Source organism: Curtobacterium sp. GC_Cur_3, assembly GCF_026544205.1.
Lineage (GTDB): Bacteria > Actinomycetota > Actinomycetes > Actinomycetales > Microbacteriaceae > Curtobacterium.
Genome location: NZ_JALNUI010000049.1, coordinates 1 through 18,796, shown reverse-complemented (window position 1 = coordinate 18,796; position 18,796 = coordinate 1). Strand labels below are relative to the sequence as shown.

The following is an 18,796-nucleotide window of genomic DNA, read 5'->3' as shown; positions in this document are numbered from 1 at the left end:
TCGCCTAGCACGCCGCAACGAACACGGCTTTGTACTCCGACGCAATCGGCTTCGTCTCCACTGCGGGCGGGCCTCATCGGAGTGGATTACCTGACCGTTGCGATGTCCCGGGGTGGAGCGGTCAGGCGGTGCCGCTCAGGACATGAGCCGCGTAAATGCAATCCGATCACTGACAGCCGACGCGGCTTGAGCGCGGGCGGCTGTTGCTGACGAAGTCCTGGTCTGTCGGCTGGGTCTGCTGTCCGGGGTTGTGCGCTTCTGCCGGCATGCTTCGCGGTGGGGGAGCAGTAGCGAGCGCGACCGCAGACGGGCCGCGCCGGAGCCTGCCTGTGAGTATCTCCGCGGCGCCGTCGTTGTCGGGTAGCAAGGGCACGACACTGGCGCGCTTGCTTTCTGACGTGGGTTGGCGGCCGACACACGCGATCACCTTGTCGGGATGACGAGTCAGCAGCTCGTGGCGCTACGGAAGGCGCTGGCGACTGCCACCGGACGGCGCAGCCTGGGCGTCGCTACCCGGGAACGTTGAGGGCGGCTTCTGCCTCAGGCGCCTTCACCGCTCCGGTCCTGGTGGACAGCGGTCTCGCCGTCGGTTGCCGCCGAGACTGCGGCCGTGGGGATGACGAGGACCCGATCGATGACGTCGCGGGCGACGACGGCGATTCGGGACTGGTGGGCGCGGGCGTGGGAACGAAGCAGCGTGAACGCGGCGTCGAGGTCGATCTGGTGCGTGTGAGCGAGGTAGCCCTTGGCCTGCTCGATGACGACTCGGCTGTCCAGCGCGTGTTGCAACTGTGTCTGTACCAGCACGGCGTGTTCGGCGGTGCGCTGTTGCAGGATACTGATCGTCGCGACGTCTGTGAGCGCGCGGAGGGCGATCGCGACCTCTTCGTTGAGCGCTCCCTCGGTCTCGCGGAACAGATTCATGGAACCGAGCGTCGTCGCTCGAAGTCGAAGGGGCACTGAGTAGACGCCGACATAGCCAAGGTCCGCGGATGCGGCGGCAAAGTGCGGCCAACGGCGCTGCATCTCCTCACGATCCCGGACCGAGACCGTCTGTCCGGTCATGAACGCCTCGATGCACGGGCCCTCACCCGTGTCGAGCTGCATCAGGCCGATGAAGTTGCTGCGCTCGCTGGTCGAGGCGATGACCTCGAGCTTGTGTTGCTGGTCCGCGAGCAATATCCCAGCTCCTGAAGCAGGAAACAGCTCGACAGCATTGTCGACCAAGGACTGCAGGACCTCGACGACGTCGTAGTCCGAGACGAGTGTGTCGGTGAGTGTGACGAACGTGTCGACCAGCTGCTGTTCTCGAGTTCGCGTCATAGCGGTTTCTTTCCCTAGGAGTTGAACGTGTCGTGGTCGGGGAGGTCGATTCTCCGGGTGACGATGTCGGAGGAGAGACCTTGGACACTGCGGTCGGCCGTGTAGGCGAACGCACGCAGTAGGAGTAGCGCGTCGTCGACGGTGACGCCCGCTTGCGCGGCGAGCATCCCGGAGGCTTGGTGCACCGCCCGGCGGGAGTACCGGCCCGCCTCTTGTTCCTGTACCGGGTCGGCGCTCTCGGCACGTAGCAGGGCGCGGCGCAGCACGAATCTGGCCACAAGGTCCGTCATGACGCTTGCGTACTGGACGGCGGCAGCTGGAAACGTGACAGCGTTTCGGTCGTACATGTCCACTGCCCCGATGCTGAGCGCGCCGACGTGCATCGGGAAGGCGAACACCGAGCCCACGTGCGTCTCGCGCATCGCCATGAGCGCGATCGGCCAGCGTGCTGATCCCGACGTCTGTAGGCGCGGTTCGAGGACTGGTACGTGGGAGCGCATCGCCTCCCAGGCGGGTCCCTCGCCCAGATCGATCTGTATCTCGTCCCATCGCGCAGCGGGGGCGCCGCTGGCGGTCACGGTTTCTGAACCGAAGGGATCGCCGAGAGTGGAGATGGCGGCATGGCGCACCGGGAACACGGACAGGAACGGCTCACACAGATCACCGTCACCGCCGGCACGCTGTAGCGCGGCCACTGCGGCCGGGAAGTCGCCGCCGCTCATGGCTGTGCTTCGCGAGACGACGGGCTGTGAGCCGCTGGATTCGCTGGCGAGTGCATGACGGGCCTCCAAGTCAGAGCGAGGTGCGGAGGTCCGGGCAAGCCACGCAACGCAGACGATACACGTACGACACAGCCCAGTGTCGAAACACGAGCGAAAGTCTTCCGGCCTTGCGCGGAGGCGGCATGCCGCTCTAGCGTGGCGGACACGCTGCCCCAGTCCTTGGTCGCCGAAATACCTCGTCAGTTTCGTTGACGAACCGGGGCGATCCCAACAGGCAGCATCTCGCGCGTCAGCGCTCGGCTGCCTTGTGCTGCCGGTCGGGCGGCGACCCGAACTCTTGCTCAACCGGCAGTCCTCACTGCAGCCGTGGCACGGTGGATGGCTTCAGCACGCGACCACGGCCCCCGACTGCGCGCGCGTGCGTTCGGCCGTGCTGCACGCTCGGGGGAGCGGCAGAGATGGGCCCAGGAGCGAACAGGCACATGCCTCATCCACCGGAACTGACATAAGGTACATTATCGGCTCGTGGTCGCGCCGAGCTAAAGCGGTGCTCGCGTCTCACAGATGGCTCGATCGGCACTTCCCGCGAGGATCGGGATGACGTCGGCGGAGTCGGTCAGCTTATGAGGGGAGTTCGGGAGCTGGGTAGGCGTCCCAGCCGCCCGTGCCGCCGCCGTCGCGGGCTTCGGCGGCGAGCTGGCGGCGGATGTATGCACCGAGGTACGGCAGAGAGAACTGGACGTACCCGTGTCCGGCAGCGTGGACGTATCCGCTGTCGATGAGGCGCTTCTTGTACACCTGGACGTAGGCGTCCGAGACGTCCATGCGCTTCACGATGTCGGCGACCTTGGTGCGGTCGTCGTCTTCCGCCATGGCGTTGAGGAACTTCTGGTCGACGTCGGAGAGATCACCGTAGACGCGGCTGATGACTCGACTCTCCACCGCCTTGATCGCCTTGTCGTGCGCGATGGTGGCGTCGGCGAGGGTGATAGTGGGCACGTTCGAGTTGTTGCGCCATGCGTAGTCGCCGGCCAGCTGCACCAGGTACGGGTACCCCTGGGACAGGGAGACGAGCCTGGTGAGCGCCTCCTCTTCAATGCGGCGCCCACCGATGGCGGCGGTCTCGATGAACACGCGACGGGTCTCCCCCGCCGACAGGCGCTCGAACTCGACTTCGCGCGAGCGCCGGAGGAAGGTGGTGTGCTCCTCCGCGAGGAGGGCGTCCAAGCTGACCTTGACCCCGGCGAAGACGACCATGATCTGCGCGCCGTCTTCGAGCGCATGGGAAATCTGCAGGGCGAATCGGCTGAGCTCACGGAGGCGGACCTTGCCGGAGGAGACCTCGTCGATGGTGATGAGGATGCCCCCGCTCGCGCCGAGGGCGGACGACAGAGCGACGAGGTCGGAGCGGAGCTGCGGTTTGACGGTGCGGTCTCGGTTGACGTACTCGATCTCGGCGTTGAACTCCCAGACTCCGAATGACGTTAGTCGCGTCCGACTCTCGGGAGTCATGGCGTTGATGAGAGCAGGGATGGTGGAATCCATCACTCGCCCCATGAGTCCCGCGCTGGCGTCGTCGCTGATGACCAGCCATCCCGCGTCACGGGCGTCGTCTTGCAAGGTAGTGATGAAGGAGGTCTTGCCGGCACCGCGCAGCCCCGAAACCAGAACGGAATGGTTCTCTCCGAAGTCGAGGGTGTCGAACACGGCTCGGAGCTCCGTGAACTCCTCCCCGTGCCCGCCGAAGATGGCAGGCTTCTTGCCATAGCCCGGAGTGAACGGACTAGGGGCAGTGTCAGCCATCTCGACCTCCAGATCGTTATTCATTTTATTCTATCTGCAGGCCGACGCGCGAGTACTGCTCTTCACTTCGAGGAGGACTCCCCCAAGGAGCTCCGGGGTGTCGCAGACCTTACCCCCGGCGACCGCCTCAAGGCGTCTCCGCGAGGAAGGGTGCCTGCCGGAGGCTCACAGCGTCAAGCAATCTCTGACATAATCTATATTATCGGCACTTGCCGTGGGGCCCGGGCGGCGTCGCGGACACTGCCCACTGCCGCCGGTGCCTCCGGTTCTTCAACGCGTGAGGCGAGCGCTCAAGAGTTCCTTGCGCAGGTCGTCCTTCCAGTTGGTTCCTGGGTACTGGACGTAGCCGAGGCCAGCGAGATCCGACGGTCGTTCCACATCCTTGTTGACGACGACGATGCGCTTGCGGCCGAGCTTGCCGATGAAGTAGCCGAGCTCGAGCACAACATTCTGTCGCGCACGAGGTTTCGGCGGAGAACCAGCGTCATGCTCCGCAGCCATTTGACCAACGTCGTCGGGTGTAAGCAAGACGATCACATAGGAAGACGCCTCGCCGTAGCTCTCAAATTTCTCGATGATTGTCTGGCCTTCAGATGCCTCCTCAGCGAGAGAAATCGGCATCACTCCTGTTTCCCGATGCACGTACACGCGGATGGAGTTCAGCGCCGCTTCGTCGTGGCCGTGCACTATGAAGATGCGTTCGTTGGCTGCGAACGGGTTGATCGGCAGTTTCGCCGGCGCCGCTGCAATTGCGCCAGATGGCGCGGCGACGGTCGTCGAGACATCCCATGGCTCATCGAGCACGGGGCTTCGGTAGCCCTCGTTGGTCGACGACTGCGCCGCTGGGCTTTGGTGACCCTCGTTGGTCGTACCACTGGGGAAGAAGACTTCTACGGGTCGTTCAGCCTCGACGGTAGCGGCGTCCGACCACGCAGGCGGGATCTCGGAGCGGTCGCGCGCAGACAGATATTCATCGAACAGTCGTTTCGTCCGCGCGGGAGCATTTTCCCTGGTCCAAGCGGGAAGGTCGGGCATTGCATCCGCGAGCAGTTCCATTCGCTCGGTTTCTGAGGCGCCCGGTTCGACTCCCTCCTCGAGGATGAGCGCAAGGGCACCGAGGGCCGCGTCTGGGTAGTCAGGGTCTCCGAAACTCAGCGAGCGGTACAGCCTAGGGTGCGAATTCAGAATGTCGGACGTACCGGTTTCGCGACCGAAGTCGCGCCACTCCTGTTCCTCCCACCGCTGAGCGGTGTAGTAACCAGCAGCGGCCTGCAACGGATCGGGTCGAGCCATGAGAAGAGCATACGTTCGCGCATGAGGACGGCGGGTCGGGTGTCAGAAACGATCGTTTCTGACGGCCCGACGATGACGAGCGCACCCCACATTCCCGTTTGGGGGGTCCCGGTTCGGGGGTGTTGCTCGGTAGGTTCCGATTAACCCTCATCTGAGCCGACGTCATGGTCGACGGGCGGTGCGGGCGTTTCACGCCTTACGAGCGGTCGTCCTGGGGGACGCCGAGCCCTCTCGCGCACCATCTCTGTGTCGTCACTTGTTCTAGGGGAACCCGTGCTTCTTGCTCCACGCCGCCCTGCGGCTCATTCATCCTTCGGTTGGAAGGTCGCACTCGTCGGCGCGGTCAGCGTCGCGCTCGTCGGGGGCGTCGCGCAGACCGCGCACGCAGCGATCCCGACCGGCCCCACCACGACCGGCCTGACCGGGTCCCGCCCGTCAGCCACGACACTGCCGTTCACCGTGTCGGATCAGGTTGGCGTCGCCGTCGACGTCGCGACCGGGAACCTCGAAGTGACCACCGCGGGGCTGACCCTGCCGGGCGTGAACGGCACGAACGCGATCGCGCAGACCTACAACTCCCTCGGCTGGCAGGGGGCCAGCTCGAGCACGCAGCAGGCCGCCCGGTGGTCGACCGGTATCGCCGGCGCTGGCACATTCGCCTCCGGCGCGTCCGGGTCCGTAATCTACACAGATGCGGACGGGGCAACGTGGAAGTTCGCCGCGGCGACGTCGACAACGTTCACCCCGCCGGCCGGGTTCCTCCGAACGCTGACGGCGTCAGGGACGACGAACCCGATCTACACGATGACCGACCCGGCGACGGGGCAGGTCATCACCTCCAACGTCAACGGCCTTCCGGTGTCGGTCGCGGACCGCAACGGCAACACCGTGTCCATCACAAACACTCTCAACGTGCCGACCTCGATCGTCAGCACTGCTGGCACCATGGGTGCGAGGACGGGGACGGGAGCGTACGACTCGTCGTCGAGGACGTACACGCTCACTCAGACCGTTTCTCCCGGTGTGCGTGTGGTGCGGTGGGTGAAGGATGCCAACGGCAACCTGACCTCCTTCATCGATGCCACCAGCAGGACCACCTCGTTCACGTACTCGGGTGCCGACCTGACGGGGATCACGAGTCCGACGGGTGCGACGACGACGATCAGCTACTCCGGGACCACCCACAAGGTGGCTCAGGTGGTGCAGTCCAACAGCGTCACTGGGGCGGCGGGGGATGCCACGACCAGGCTCAGCTACGCGTCGACGACGTCGACGCTGGTCGCAGGCCCGAACACAGACACCGCGTCCGCAGTCGCCGCGGTCCCGCACACCACGTACACGATCAACCCCACCCAGCGCCTCGTGACCGCAGCCACCGACGCTGCCGGCCGGGCACGGTCAACGAAGTACAACGCGAACTCGCAGCCGACGTCGTCGACGATCGGGTCCGGTTCCACGCCGACCTCGACCGCGGAGTACGGGGCGAACAGTGGCCAGTCGCTGACGAAGGTCGCTTCCGCTGGCGGCGCGTCGCAGTCCCTGGGCTACAACGCTTCCCCGGCGGCCACGGCCTACCTGCCTGCAACGAGCACCGATGACGCCAGTAACGCCACGCAGCTCGGGTACGACCCCGTCGGGAACCCGACCACCAGTGCCACCGGGTCCGGTGCCACCGCGGCGACCTCGACACTGGTGTACACGGCCGGTCAGGTCACCAGCGCGACTGCTCCCGGCAACGGGACCAACAAGACCACCTACAGCTACACGAACAAGCAGCTCACCGGTGTCACCCCCGTCACCTTCACCCCGACCGCTGGATCCGCAGCCCTCGGTGCTCGCACCTACTCGTACGAGCTCCTGGGACGGATCGCCTCCGCAACGGATGGCGCCAATCGGACCACGTCCTACACGTACGACCGAGACAGCCGAGTGCTGACCACCAGCTTCTCCGATGGCACTCCGACCGTCACGAACACCTACGACGCCGTCGGCAACCTGCTCACCCAGGCCTCCGGGGGTGGGACGATCACGAATACCTACGACCAGCTCGGTCACCTCCTCACCACGGCGAACACGGCGAACGGTTCGGTCAGCTACGGCTACGACAAGGCCGGTAACCAGACCTCTTACACCGGCCCCGACGGCACCATTACCTCCGCGTATGACGACTCGGGTGTGCTGGCCTCGACGACGACCCCGTCGACCTCGAGCGCTGGCACGCAGCAGTTCCACTTCGTCACCGATAGCAACGGCCGCCGCACCGACACGTACACGGACGCCAACGCCGACAACAGCACCTGGGCCAGCCACATCCACACCGACTACGACGCCAGCGGTCGCCTCACCGGCACCCAGGGCTTCGTCGGACCGTCCTCGGCCGACAACCGGAAGATCTACGACCTCTTCTACTGCTACAACGCCACCAGCGCAGCACCCACCTGCGGCACCACCACCACCAACGACCGCTCCAAGGTCCAGTGGGTTGTCGACATCATGACCGGGCAGACCACCACCTACACGTACGACAACCGGGCCCGGATCACGAAGGCCGTCACTGCCGGCGGTGGCACCTCGACCGCTGGGACGTGGGACTACACGTACGACATCCGCGGGAACCGCACCAGCTCGAAGTTCACCGACAGCAACGGCACCGTCACGAGTAACCAGTCTGTGACCTTCAACGCGGCGAACCAGATCAGCACCGCCGGGTACGCGTACGACGGTGCCGGGAACCTGACCGCGGCGCCGGAGTACACGTTCACGTACAACGGTGCGGAGCAGATGACCTCCGCCGTGCACAACGGCTCCCAGACCACCACGTACACGTACGCGGGCGCTGACCAGAAGTCGCTGCTCTCCCTTTCCACCAGCGGTGGGGACACGCGGACGTACATGTACGGGCGGGCTGATCAGAACGGCAACCCGACCCTGGTCACCTCCACCCGCAACGGACAGCGTGCGAACGTGGTCAACGACGCGAAGACCGGGCAGCCCATCGCCCTGGCCACCCCGTCCTACGTGACCGGGCTCTACGCCTACGACGGCACCGGAAACCCCTTCGCCCTCCTGGTCGACAACCCCGCCGCGTTCTCCAACAGCGTCGACCCGTACGGCACCGAAACCGTCAGCTACGACGGCGGCGGCGACGGACTCCCCTCCAACCCGTTTGCGTTCAAGGCCGGTATCGATGACTTCTCCACCGGACTCGTGAAGTTCGGGCTCCGCTGGTACAACCCCTACATCGGCGCCTGGACACAGCAAGACACCCTTGACAGCCCCCTCGACCCCAGTAACGGCAACCGCTACGCTTACGCTGCGAGCGACCCGATCAACGGGTCTGACCCAAGCGGGTTGGCCTACTGCTCTTCGAGCGTAGGTTGCTACATCGGGACTGACGGGAAGCAGCACACAGGAACTGGACCGACGCCAACCGATGCTCAGCAACGGGGAACTCAAGCCTGTGCCATAAGCCTTGGTATCGCCATTTTCACGCCCGCTGCCCCGCTCGGACTAGCCTTCGCAATTGGAGCAGCCGGGGGCCTGTGTGGTTATACCGCTTGAGGAGATAATGAAAATCACTAAGCTAATTGCTCGGCAATCGCCAGGTGCAACAGCATTTTTCGCAGTGGCCTTCACGGCTATTGGCGTATTCCTCGCCGTGAACTCAATGACCGTTGCCGCGGTGATTGCTTTTGTGGTAGCCCTTCTAAGCCTTGTCGGCCTTCTGCTCCAGATTTCGGAACATCGACGCCGATGACGGAAGTAGAGACGCCTAGCCCGCAATGGGCGAGGCGTCTCTATTTGCCAGATATTGTTTTATACTCGCTCGCGTCTAAGTGATCGACGTGCGGCTCTGCTCAATCCAACTTCCGTTGCGGCTCCTCCGACGCACTCAACGGATGCGATGGCTCGTTCCAGCCCGTTGACGGCATCGGGAGGCGCGCAAACGTGAAGCTGAGATCGCGAAGAGTTAGATTCAGTGACCGGGATTTTCATCCCCTGCGGACTCTCGTTCGTAATCGGCGGCACTCATCTGCTCCCCGCCAGCCGCGACGTGAGCACTGCCACGTCCGTACTGTCACCACAGGAGGCGTGCAGGGTCTGCTATGCAGATCATCCCGCAGGCCCAGCTCCTTCACCCCGACTCCCCCGGTAGGTCAAAACAGACGGCTCTGATCGGTGACCCCGTTGGGTGGGACACCGAGATAGCGAGCACGTTGCAGTTGACCGTTCTCTAGCACGGCACGCGGCTACTCTGCCGCGGGAGGACGGCCTCGCGCGTCAGCGCTCGAGACCGTCGTCGCCACGAGACACGTCCGGCGCCGGTGACGAGTCCAACGTGAGAGAGCTATCGGCGTTGGCCGACGTCGGCACTTCGTCGGGGTCGATACCAGCCTGGCGGAGTATCTCGCGGTCTCGCAGCTCGAACTCGTCGTACTTGCCGGCGTGCCCGGTCGCGGCGATCCCGTCGGCATCGGTCTGCCCCTCGCCGGCTCTCGACGCCGTCTCGGCCGCCGTCTCGTCGCGGCCGTCGAACGTGATGGCGGCGGTGTTGGCGGCGGCCTGGCTTTCGATGGCCGCGGTCGCCGCCGCGCCGAGCGCGGCACCCTCGGCAAGTGCGGTTGCGTCGCCGTCGCGTTGCTCGGGGTTCGGGTACCGCGACGCCAAACGGTCGTTCCGCTCTTGCTCGCGCGCCGCCTCCCGTTCGGCCTGCTCACGCTGTCGGTCGGTCGTGCGCTGGGCCTCGCGGGCGGCGAAGTCGCGCTCGCGTTCGGCCTTCCGCTGGGTCTCCTGCAGCTGCCGGCGACGTTCGTCCGCGGCGCGCTGCGCCTGGCGGGCAATCTCTGAGGTGATGGTCTGCCCTGCCCGGCCTGCCTGGCGGCCAACGTGCTCGAGTGTCTCGTCGAGGGGATCGCTCATGATGGTTCCTTCCTGTGCGGTGGGAGACGACGCCGCAGCCACCGGAGTGGTCTCGGCGCCGGCCGTGGTCGCGGCTGCGGGCTCGGTGGTGGTCTCGGCGACGACGTCGGTGGCCGTGGCCACCGCCGTCGACGTCGCCTGCTGCACGGCTTCGGCGGCCAAGGCGAGGGCGGTCCGTGCCGCGGCCGACTGCTCGGCTGCGTGGGCGGCGTAGTGCTCTCGGGTGGACTCAGCCACCTCGGGTGCAGTCGACAGCGCGGCCGCCTTGTGGAGCGCGGTCACGCGTTCCTGCAGCCGGTCAGCGACGGGGTTGCCGCGGAGCTTGTCTGGGATGGCCTGCGGCTCGGACGGGTCGATGCGGCACTTCGTGCGGAGGACGTCGACCTCGGCCGCGGTGCGGTGCCAGTCGAACATGCGCCACGGCTCCGACGGGAGACGTCCGAGATCCTGCGTCCATGCCGACTGCTCGAGGGCGAGGTCTGCGCCCCGCTCGCGGAGGCGGATGCCGATGTAGTGGTGCCGTTCCGCGAGGTGGTCGCGCCACTCCGCGGGGAGGAGTTCGTCCTGGTGTCGGCGGCCGTCGGCGATCCACGCCGGGACGCCGTCGACGGGCTCTCGGTCCACGAGGAGGACGGTCGGCTGGCCGATCCCCTCGAGGGCCTGCTCGATGCGCCAGTGCAGCACCGCGGGGACGTCGTCGGCGGTGCCGAGCTCACGCTGCTGGTAGGCGTCCTGCAGCGTCGCGATGGGGTCGTGGCCGTAGTCCTCCGCGTGCCGGAGCGAGGCCGCGAGGGCACCCCATGACTGCTGCCCCGCGAGCGACGTTGCAACGTCTGCGCCGAGGGCGCGGGTGACGATCGCGCCGGCGCGGAGCTCGTCGGCGCGGGTGGCGACGTCGGCGTGCTGGTCGATGAGCGTGACGAGGTCCTCGACGCGGTCCTGCTCGGCGCGGATCGTCTCGTGCGCGGACAGCATCCGCTCCAAGCGGGCGGCGATCTGCTCGAGGGCGTCGGGGATGGTCGCGGCGTCGTCGAGGGCGAGGTAAAGGCGGTTGCTTTCCTTGCCGCGGGACAGGGCCGTGTAGGCGTCCTCGCGGCTCATGGTGGCGTCGCCGAGGACGTGGGTGTTGTCGGTGGTGAGGCCCTGGGAGCGGCTGATGGTGCGGGCGTAGCCGACCTCGACGTGGCGGCTGACGTACCCGGCGGGGAGCTGGATTACGGCGCCGTGCTCGGCGTGGGCCACGTCGAGGGCGCCGTCGTCGCGGATCCCGGTGACGGTCCACAGGTCGCCGTTTTTGACCCGGTCGCGGCCGCCCTGGATGCGCAGGTCCGAGTCGTTGCGGCGGGTGACGATGGTGTCACCGACGTGGGCGGCGAGACCGTCGCGCAAGGGCACCGACCGGGAGGTGTCGAGGTCACCGGTGGAGATGCGGTACGCCTGTGCGCGGGCGTTGAGGTCCGCGACGGCCGTTGCGGTCGGGGCGAGCATCAGGGATCGCACGCCGGCGTTGGTGTCGTGTTGCCAGCCCTCGAACACGGCGGCGGTCATCCGCTCGCTGTCGCCGCCGACGACGCGGCCGTTGTCCTGGTACCAGGAGAACGGATCTCCCGGGCGCATGGGGTCGCGGAGCCGGAGGGACGCTTCGGCTTCGTCGGCGTCGCGGAACCGGTGCACGTGCTCGAGCTGCACGGAGCCGACCTCGCGGTCGATGAGGCGCAGTACGCCGCCGGCCTCGACGGCGGAGAGTTGGCGGTCGTCGCCGATGCCGCGGACCACGGCGCCGTATTCGGAGGCGATCGCGCGGACGTCGTCGAGGCGGAACGTGCCGGCCATGCCGGCTTCGTCGACCACGATCACATCTCCCGGCTTGAGGGCGTACTTCTCCGGGACATCAGACCCGCCCGCCTCGTCCTGCTGGTGGGCGACGATGAAGGCGTGGATGGTGGTCGCGTCGATCCCGACGGCTTCGGACAGGACTGACGCTGCCGGGGCGGACGGGGCGAGGCCGATCATTCGAACGCCGCCCGCGGTGAGTGCGGCGCCCGCGAGCTTGAGGGCGGTCGTCTTGCCGGCGCCGGCGGGCCCGATGCCCATGAGTAGCTCTCGGTCGGACGTGGCGAACGCTTTCGCGAGGTCCCGCTGCCCCTGATCGAGCGGGCCGTCGTAGGCGGCCGCGACGCGCTCGAACACGTCGACGGCCACGGGCGCCATCGTTCGTGCTCGGGCCGCACCGAGGAGACGGTCCTCGGCCGCGAGGATCGCACCGGAGGTGTAGACGGTCTTGCCCTTGTGCTCGAAGACCGACTCGCCGTCCGAGCGCGTCAGCGGCGTGAACGCACCGTGCAGGGAGGGCGGGGTGAGCGAGATCGAGGAGTGCAGGGCGGACTTCGCGACCTGCTGCACGAGGGGCGCGGCGACGTCCTGGTCCGGGATGATGGCGGCGAGCTGGCGGCGGGCTTCGGCCTCGATGACGCCGGCGCCCCACACTGAGTACCGCTCCTCGACGGCGGTGAGGACGAGGGCGGCGCGCTCGTCGACGTCGACCGTCGGCGTGCCAAACCCGTCGCGGGCCCGGACCTCGGCGATGCGGCGGGCGTTCGGGAGGACCTGGTCGGCGCGGTCCTGCCCGACGCGCGCGACGGCTTCATCGTGGGTGGCTTGCGGGGAGCGTCCGTGCTCCTTCTGCGGGCGAGTCTCCAACGTCGCCTGCTGAGCGATCTTGATCTGTGCCTTGGTGTCGGGGGCGCGGCCGTGGTCCCGCTGGTACTCCGCGGTGAGGCGTCCGACCTGATCGCGGATCGATGCCGACCGCGAGGAGAACGTGTCGATCAGGTCGGTGTCGACGCCGGCTATCTCCATCACGGGGCGCTTGCCGGCAGACACCGTGCGGGCCTCGGTGGTGACGTCGAGTGCCTTCGTGACCTCGGACATGATGGCGGCGTTGTAGAACTCCGAGATGGGCACGTTCATGCGGTGGAGGAGCTTCGAGTCGATGGTGCGCCACTTGCCGTCGGAGCCCTGGACCTTGTTCGCGACCACGAGGTGGTCGTGCAGCTGCGGGTCACCGTTTCGGGACTCGAAGTGCCGGAACGCGGTTACTGCGACGCCGCCCTCGACCTCGATCTGCTCGACACCGTTCGTGCCAGCGCGGGTCGCTAGCGCCTCCCGCTCGAGGTAGCGAATGGTCGACGCTACGGCGCGGTCCTGCGCCTGCTCGATCGCCGTGCGGGTGTCGTTGTCTCCGAGTGCCCAGAGCACGGAGACGCTCTTGGCGGGAGAGCAGACCAGGTCGAACCCGGCAACGGCCTGCTGGTCAGGACGGGTCGCTGCGGTGATGAAACGGCCGAGCTCTTCCTTGTCAGCGGGCTCGCGGCCCTTTGCGTTACGGAACGCTTGCGCGCCCTCACGGGAGCGAATCAGGCGCCGCTCCTCGGTATTGGGCTCGTGGCCCTGCACCCGCTGGAAGGCCTGGTAGCCGGCATGGATGCGCCCCTGCAGCGTGTTCTCGTCGGCCTTGTACACGTAGTAGGACCGGCCCAGTTTCGCGGCCTCCTGCGCCTGCTTACCGGTCATCCCAGACGCAAGAGCATCGGCAATGATGCGGTCCGCGTCGGGGTGCAGGCCCTCACCGAAGAGGGCTTTCATCTGGTCCTCGGTGACGGTGCCGGTGACGCCGAGGACGGCGGCGCCGCCGCCCATCCAACGGCCGGGAGGGTTACCGTCGGCGGTGTAGTAGTCACTGAGCTCACGGTCGTGGTCGCGGCGGGCATCGCCGGTAGCGACCTCGGACGTGTAGTAGGTGTACCCGTCGCCGGCAGAGAGGACGTGCATGGTCATCATGCGCTGTCACCGCCGGTCTCGGGGCCGTTCAGGCCGCGCTCGACCCAGCCGTGGTGCGGGCTGGTGGCGGTGCGCATGGGGCGAGTCTAGCCGAATTCATTTGTAATGCCTGAGGTGTGACGCGTTGATGACCGGAGGTCGTAGCGAGGAACGAGCGTAGACAGGAGGGAGGGATGCGGGGCCGGGAGGATCGGAGTCGGTGGAGCGAAGCGGAGTCGGCGGAGAGACGAGCGCGGTAGACAGGTGGAGACTGGGAGCGGCGGCCAGCGACGAGGAACGAGGAGCGTCGGGCCGTCTGCATCCGGGTCGAGAGCTGTCACCGACCGCGCCGGAGGTGCGAGCTACACTGGGCGACAAGAAGAGCGCCGCAGGGCACCGCCGCTAGGCAGGTGCCGCCCGATTCAGGCGGGTGGTGGCCGTTAGGGATTGGGGAACGATATGGCGAACGTTCGAACGTCGGGGAAGCAAGCCGCCGCGCGTAAGGTTGCACGTGAGCGGGCAGTCGAGCGGGCGGCGGACTTCCGGCGCCGGCAGGAGCAGCTCGAAGAGCTCGCCGTCGAATACTTCGTCGCAGCCGACGCCGTCGACGGGATCAACGAGGACGCGGAAGCGCGCATCCAGAAGATTCGCGACGAGCAGGCGGCCGCGATCGCTGAGGCGGAAGCCGAAGCGCAGGCGATCATCGGACGCATGCTCGATACCAAGGTCACCCGCGACGAGGTCGCGGAACGACTCGGCATCCCCGTGCGCGACGTGAAGCGGTCCAAGGCGAAGGCTGATACCGACGCAACGGACGGCGGCGACGAGGCCGTGATGGCGGCCGAGAACGACGACGAGAGCGGCGAGCAGGGCGACGCGCACGAGTCGTACGCGGCGTAGGAGAACCGCCTCCGCGTCGTATCCGGCACCGTCCCTAAAACGTGACACGGCCCCCGACCACTTGAGTGTGGTCGGGGGCCGTGGTGTGTGCTGTGACCGTTAGGCGAGGTTGACGTGCATCGACCAGATGCACACGGCAATGAAGCCGCCCCAAAACGTCAAACCGGACCAGCCGAAGACAATGCCGACGACAGCGCGACCCGGGAGATCCGTGCCGCGGCAGAGGCCGAGGATGCCGAAGACGATCGCGAGGATCGGGATCGGCAGGAGGGCTCCGAGGAGGACGGACTGGATACCGAGGAACACGCTCCACCGCGACAGCTTCGTGCCCCTGCGAGGAGCGGTCAGCGTCGGTGCCGGCGACACGGGCGCCCACTGGGGCGGTGCGTAGTTGGTCATGTTCCTGTCCCCTCGATGGTTGTGCGCGACGGTAGCGCCGGCGTCCGACATGGTCGCAGTCACCAGAGCGTCGGAGTGTTCGCCGCGATCCCTGTCCGGCACGTTCTCACGGCATCGGCGTCCCACCCGTGATCGCGGAACGCTTCGCGGAGCTCGCGGGAGAGCCGCACGCGCTCCGAGCGAGGGAAGCTGATCGTGCGGAGCGCGGTCGCACCGTTGCGGTGTCGGCCGCGCTGTGTCCGCTCGAGCATGTTCCCGCGGTGTGTGCCGGGCGCCAGGTGCGATCGTGTCGGGTCGACGTCGACGTGCACGCAGAGCGGCACATCGCAGGCGTGGAGGAGCAGCGTCGACGGACGCAAGGCTGTGCCGGTGAGATGCTCGTGGAACCACCGCTGCGGGCGCATGGCACGCTGACCACCGTCAGGCTGCGGCACCCAGAACCGGCCGTACCCGTCATCGCCGACGGCGCCCGTCCAGATCCAGCAATCCGTCGTGGCCGGTCCCTTCACCACGTGCGACCAGAACCGTTCTTCGGCGCTGACCGGTCCGGGTCCGCTCATCGTTCAAGGTCGCCGCGGTCGCGGGACTGTTCTGGCAGCGACGGCCACGGGTCCATGCGTGCCGACCGCGTTCCGCTGGACGGGGCGTCGGGGTCGATCCCAGCGCCGCGCATCATCTCGCGGTCTTCACGCTCGAACTCACCGAGCTCTCGCTCGTCGTGATGGCCGTCGCGATCCGCCTCGACCAGGTGGGTACGGAGGTAGTCCGCAAGAGGACGGTCGTTGCCGGCGACGGCGGAGAGCCGTGCGGTGCGCAGCTCGTCGACGTCGATGCGTTCCCAGTCGATCGGGTGCCCTGCGCGCTCGGCGATCGCGGACACGTAGGTGCTTTGGGATCTGGTGTTGCCGTCGCGGTAGGGGTGGATGGCCGACAGCTCTCCCCATCGGTCTGCGAGCCGATCGGCGAACGTGTCAGCGTCGAGGCCGGTGAGGTAGTCCTCTCGCTCGAGCTTGCCGAACAATGTCGCCAGGTTCGCGTCGATGTACTCGGGGCGGCAGTACGGGATGCCCGTGCCAGTTGCCTGCACGTCGACGTCGCGGATGTGTCCAGCGATGCCGGGCACCAGGTCACCGAATATGCGTTCGTGGATGCTCTGGAGGTACCCGTAGCCGGGGCGGTCGGGCACCGGCTCGGCGCGGACCTCGGCCATCGTGATCGACGCGACGTCGTTCATCGCCTCGTCAAGCTGTCGCTGATCGCGAATCCCCGCAGCATTCACCAGGACCCCACCACTACCCGGGTAGGTGTACTTGTCTTCGACGCTCATCCGCTCCCCCGCAGGACGCCGGCGCTCAGCGCTGGCGGAGAGGAAACCCGTGCTTCGCAGCGACCTCCGCGCGCGCATCCTCCGGCGACAGCGTCCCCTCGAGGATGCGACGGGCCCGGCCGAGCGCTTCCGCGTCAGGGAAGTGGCCGGCGAGCTGCTGGCCCTTCTCGACCAGCGCCATCTCCTGCTCGACGTCGATCGTTCGGGCGGTGTCGTGCTCGGTCTTGATGCTCATGGGGACTCCCCTGCTCGGACTCGATTCTACCAACCGCGTCGCTCGCGGAAGGGGTGGATCTCGTGGTGACGGCGGGGACCGCTCAGGCGCGGGTGCCGGCGTACTGGGGGAACATGCGGTTGATCGTCGCTTCGTGACGGTCAGCGCGTTCGTCGTCGCCGCGGATCCGCGAGAGCTCCGCGAAGGACTGCCCGTCCGGGCTGGGTGCTGCGGGACGGCGGCACATCTCGGCGTAGTACCGGTCCGCGTCGCGTTCCGCCTGAGCGAGGAGCTGCTCGAGGCGGTGCACCTGGGCGATGAGTTGGGGCTGAGCGGCGGAGAACCCGACCATGTAGCCGGCCTCCCACACGTGCCGGCCCTCAGCGTCGAGTTCCCACTCGCGGACGTCCTCGGATGGGTCGTGGGTGGCCCGGTCGATCGCGATGAGGGCGTGGCCCGGGTCGGTCAGGAAGAGCTCGTCGACGGCAGCGCGAGTCTCGGGCTGGATCGCGTCGCGGTAGGCGGTGGTCGGTCGTTCGAGCGTCATCGTCATCACGCGGCCTTGACCGTCGAGGTGGCGGTCTTGAGCTGGTCGATCTTGTCGGGGCGGAAGCCGCTCCAGGAACCGGTCTCGGTGTCGGTGATGACGATGGGTGCGTTCATGCCGAGGGTGGTCTTCCACTCCTCGATCTGCGCCTGGTCGACGTCTTCGAGGTGAACCTCGTTGAACTCGACGCCGGCGGAGACGAGAGCGCGCTCGGTGGCCATGCACATGCCGCAGAAACCAGACTTGCTGTAAACCGTGATGCTCATCGAAATCACCTTCCGAAAGATTGTGATGCAGTGGAGGCCCCTCCCCCGTTGCATGCTTCTATTCTACGTCGAAATAGCCGGGTTGACCAGCATTTTTCCTACATTCTTCAACCCTTTTTCAGCCGTTCGGCATACCTCTTGGCAGGCCGTCGGTCTGCATTCTCTGGCACCAACGCAAAGTGTTCAGGAAGGCGACTTCGGGGAGTGAACGGCAGCGGGAGGGCTGGAAATCCCCTGGTGCATTAACGCTGTTCTGTCATTCACGGAACCGAATAGGAATGCCTGGCTACGCCTCTCCCGTCGCCGCTGTCCCTGCCTGCCGCGGAGCGGCCTCTCCGGTCGCGGCCGCAACAGCAGCGGTCACGCGATCGCTGAGCGCGCGTGCATCGGCGAGGCCGCGCTGTCGTGCTTCGATCCACTCGACGTCGGGGCCTTCGTCCTCGTCCCACTCGTAGGCGTCGTCGAGGCTCTGCGACGTTGCCGGTACGACGCGTTGCACGAGTCGGACAATGTGCTCCCAGTCCTCGCGGTTCAACGTAACCTGCACTGTGTCATTCATGGTGTTTCCTCTCCCTCTCGTTTTTTTGCCGTGAAGGCGACTTGTCGCCGCTAGGACGAGCGTCCGGAATGCAACCGGTCGTGGAATATATGGAGGGGACCCGCTTGCGGGGAGGGGCCGTTTATGCCGCGAAAGCCGGTTGCATTCCGGGTGATCGTCCGTATGCTGCCGAAGGCTTCACGGCAAAAGAATGGACCGCAGGCCCCGCAGACCGGCGCTCCGTCGCCGGTTCTACCAGCACCGCAGGTGCGCTGGGGGTGTGGGGGCGGGCCGCCTCCACGGGCGACCGAAGGTCGGCCACGCCCCGGCTCCCCCCGGCCCGTCACCCTGCCGCGGTGTCGAGGTCCCAGAGGCGGTGCAGCTCGGCGGCGATCGCGTCGAACCGGTCGGCTTCTCGCACGTGCTCGCGGTGCTTCCGGCTGCCCTGGACCCAGTGCTCTGCGCCAGCGCGTGCGACCTCGGCGCGGAGTTCGGTCCACGTGATCGTCTGGGCGAGGGTGAACGGCGGCTGCGTGCCGGTGTCGCGGAGCCCGCTCCGCGGTGCGACGGGGGCCGGGCTGGGGTCGTGGAGCTCGTCGCGCCAGGCGTAGCCGACGGCGTCGGCGGGGCCGTCGCCGCCGCGGTCGAACGCGGCGCGGTGCTCGTTGTCGGGGTGGTGGGGGCGGCGGGTGCAGAACCACTCTTCGCCCATCTCGGCGGTTTCG

The 18,796-nt window shown here is 67.0% G+C and carries 14 protein-coding genes; 2 read left to right on the top strand and 12 right to left on the bottom strand.

Annotated elements, in window-relative coordinates; all coding sequences use genetic code 11:
- Positions 1 to 540: 540 nt before the first annotated feature.
- The 4 genes from OXR63_RS17330 to OXR63_RS17315 all read right to left on the bottom strand — a co-directional run bounded on the left by OXR63_RS17330 (position 541) and on the right by OXR63_RS17315 (position 5,141).
- Positions 541 to 1,323 (bottom strand): GAF and ANTAR domain-containing protein, encoded by a 783-nt coding sequence (locus tag OXR63_RS17330; RefSeq protein WP_267425373.1) that lies wholly within the window; start codon positions 1,321 to 1,323, stop codon positions 541 to 543.
- Positions 1,324 to 1,337: 14 nt separating this feature from the next.
- Positions 1,338 to 2,045: a GAF and ANTAR domain-containing protein gene (locus OXR63_RS17325; protein WP_267425371.1), complete on the bottom strand. Its 708-nt coding sequence runs from the start codon at positions 2,043 to 2,045 to the stop codon at positions 1,338 to 1,340.
- Positions 2,046 to 2,666: 621 nt separating this feature from the next.
- Positions 2,667 to 3,872 carry an ATP-binding protein gene (locus OXR63_RS17320; RefSeq protein ID WP_267425369.1) on the bottom strand — a complete coding sequence of 402 codons (1,206 nt, stop codon included), beginning with the start codon at positions 3,870 to 3,872 and terminating at the stop codon, positions 2,667 to 2,669.
- A 246-nt stretch (positions 3,873 to 4,118) separates the two neighbouring features.
- Positions 4,119 to 5,141: a TIR domain-containing protein gene (locus OXR63_RS17315; protein ID WP_267425367.1), complete on the bottom strand. Its 1,023-nt coding sequence runs from the start codon at positions 5,139 to 5,141 to the stop codon at positions 4,119 to 4,121.
- Between the two features lie 273 nt (positions 5,142 to 5,414).
- On the opposite strand from OXR63_RS17315, the gene OXR63_RS17310 reads away from it, so the two are divergent.
- Positions 5,415 to 8,702 carry an RHS repeat domain-containing protein gene (locus tag OXR63_RS17310; protein WP_267425365.1) on the top strand — a complete coding sequence of 1,096 codons (3,288 nt, stop codon included), beginning with the start codon at positions 5,415 to 5,417 and terminating at the stop codon, positions 8,700 to 8,702.
- A gap of 720 nt (positions 8,703 to 9,422) precedes the next feature.
- On the opposite strand, the gene mobF is transcribed toward OXR63_RS17310, so the two are convergent.
- Positions 9,423 to 13,892 (bottom strand): MobF family relaxase, encoded by a 4,470-nt coding sequence (gene mobF, locus OXR63_RS17305; RefSeq protein ID WP_267425363.1) that lies wholly within the window; start codon positions 13,890 to 13,892, stop codon positions 9,423 to 9,425.
- A 447-nt stretch (positions 13,893 to 14,339) separates the two neighbouring features.
- Between mobF and OXR63_RS17300 the strand changes: the two genes are divergently transcribed.
- Positions 14,340 to 14,780, top strand: a complete 441-nt coding sequence (locus OXR63_RS17300; protein WP_267425361.1) for a hypothetical protein — start codon at positions 14,340 to 14,342, stop codon at positions 14,778 to 14,780.
- A 99-nt stretch (positions 14,781 to 14,879) separates the two neighbouring features.
- Here OXR63_RS17300 and OXR63_RS17295 read toward each other — a convergent pair whose 3' ends face one another.
- The 7 genes from OXR63_RS17295 to OXR63_RS17265 all read right to left on the bottom strand — a co-directional run.
- On the bottom strand, positions 14,880 to 15,179 hold the full coding sequence (locus tag OXR63_RS17295) for a hypothetical protein (protein ID WP_267425359.1): 300 nt from the start codon (positions 15,177 to 15,179) through the stop codon (positions 14,880 to 14,882).
- Positions 15,180 to 15,735: 556 nt separating this feature from the next.
- The gene (locus OXR63_RS17290) at positions 15,736 to 16,506 is read right to left on the bottom strand and encodes a Fic/DOC family protein (RefSeq protein WP_267425356.1); all 771 of its coding nucleotides are present in this window, start codon (positions 16,504 to 16,506) and stop codon (positions 15,736 to 15,738) included.
- A gap of 25 nt (positions 16,507 to 16,531) precedes the next feature.
- On the bottom strand, positions 16,532 to 16,741 hold the full coding sequence (locus OXR63_RS17285) for a hypothetical protein (protein ID WP_055949702.1): 210 nt from the start codon (positions 16,739 to 16,741) through the stop codon (positions 16,532 to 16,534).
- Positions 16,742 to 16,823: 82 nt separating this feature from the next.
- Positions 16,824 to 17,273, bottom strand: coding sequence for a hypothetical protein (locus OXR63_RS17280; protein WP_267425352.1), 450 nt, complete (start codon positions 17,271 to 17,273; stop codon positions 16,824 to 16,826).
- On the bottom strand, positions 17,273 to 17,533 hold the full coding sequence (locus tag OXR63_RS17275) for a glutaredoxin domain-containing protein (RefSeq protein ID WP_055949697.1): 261 nt from the start codon (positions 17,531 to 17,533) through the stop codon (positions 17,273 to 17,275). The genes OXR63_RS17280 and OXR63_RS17275 overlap by 1 nt, the downstream gene beginning before the upstream one ends.
- A gap of 286 nt (positions 17,534 to 17,819) precedes the next feature.
- Complete coding sequence (locus tag OXR63_RS17270; protein WP_267425344.1) at positions 17,820 to 18,092, bottom strand: hypothetical protein; 273 nt, start codon at positions 18,090 to 18,092, stop codon at positions 17,820 to 17,822.
- A gap of 322 nt (positions 18,093 to 18,414) precedes the next feature.
- The coding region (locus OXR63_RS17265) for a hypothetical protein (protein WP_267425342.1) at positions 18,415 to 18,796 on the bottom strand (382 nt) is incomplete at its 5' end.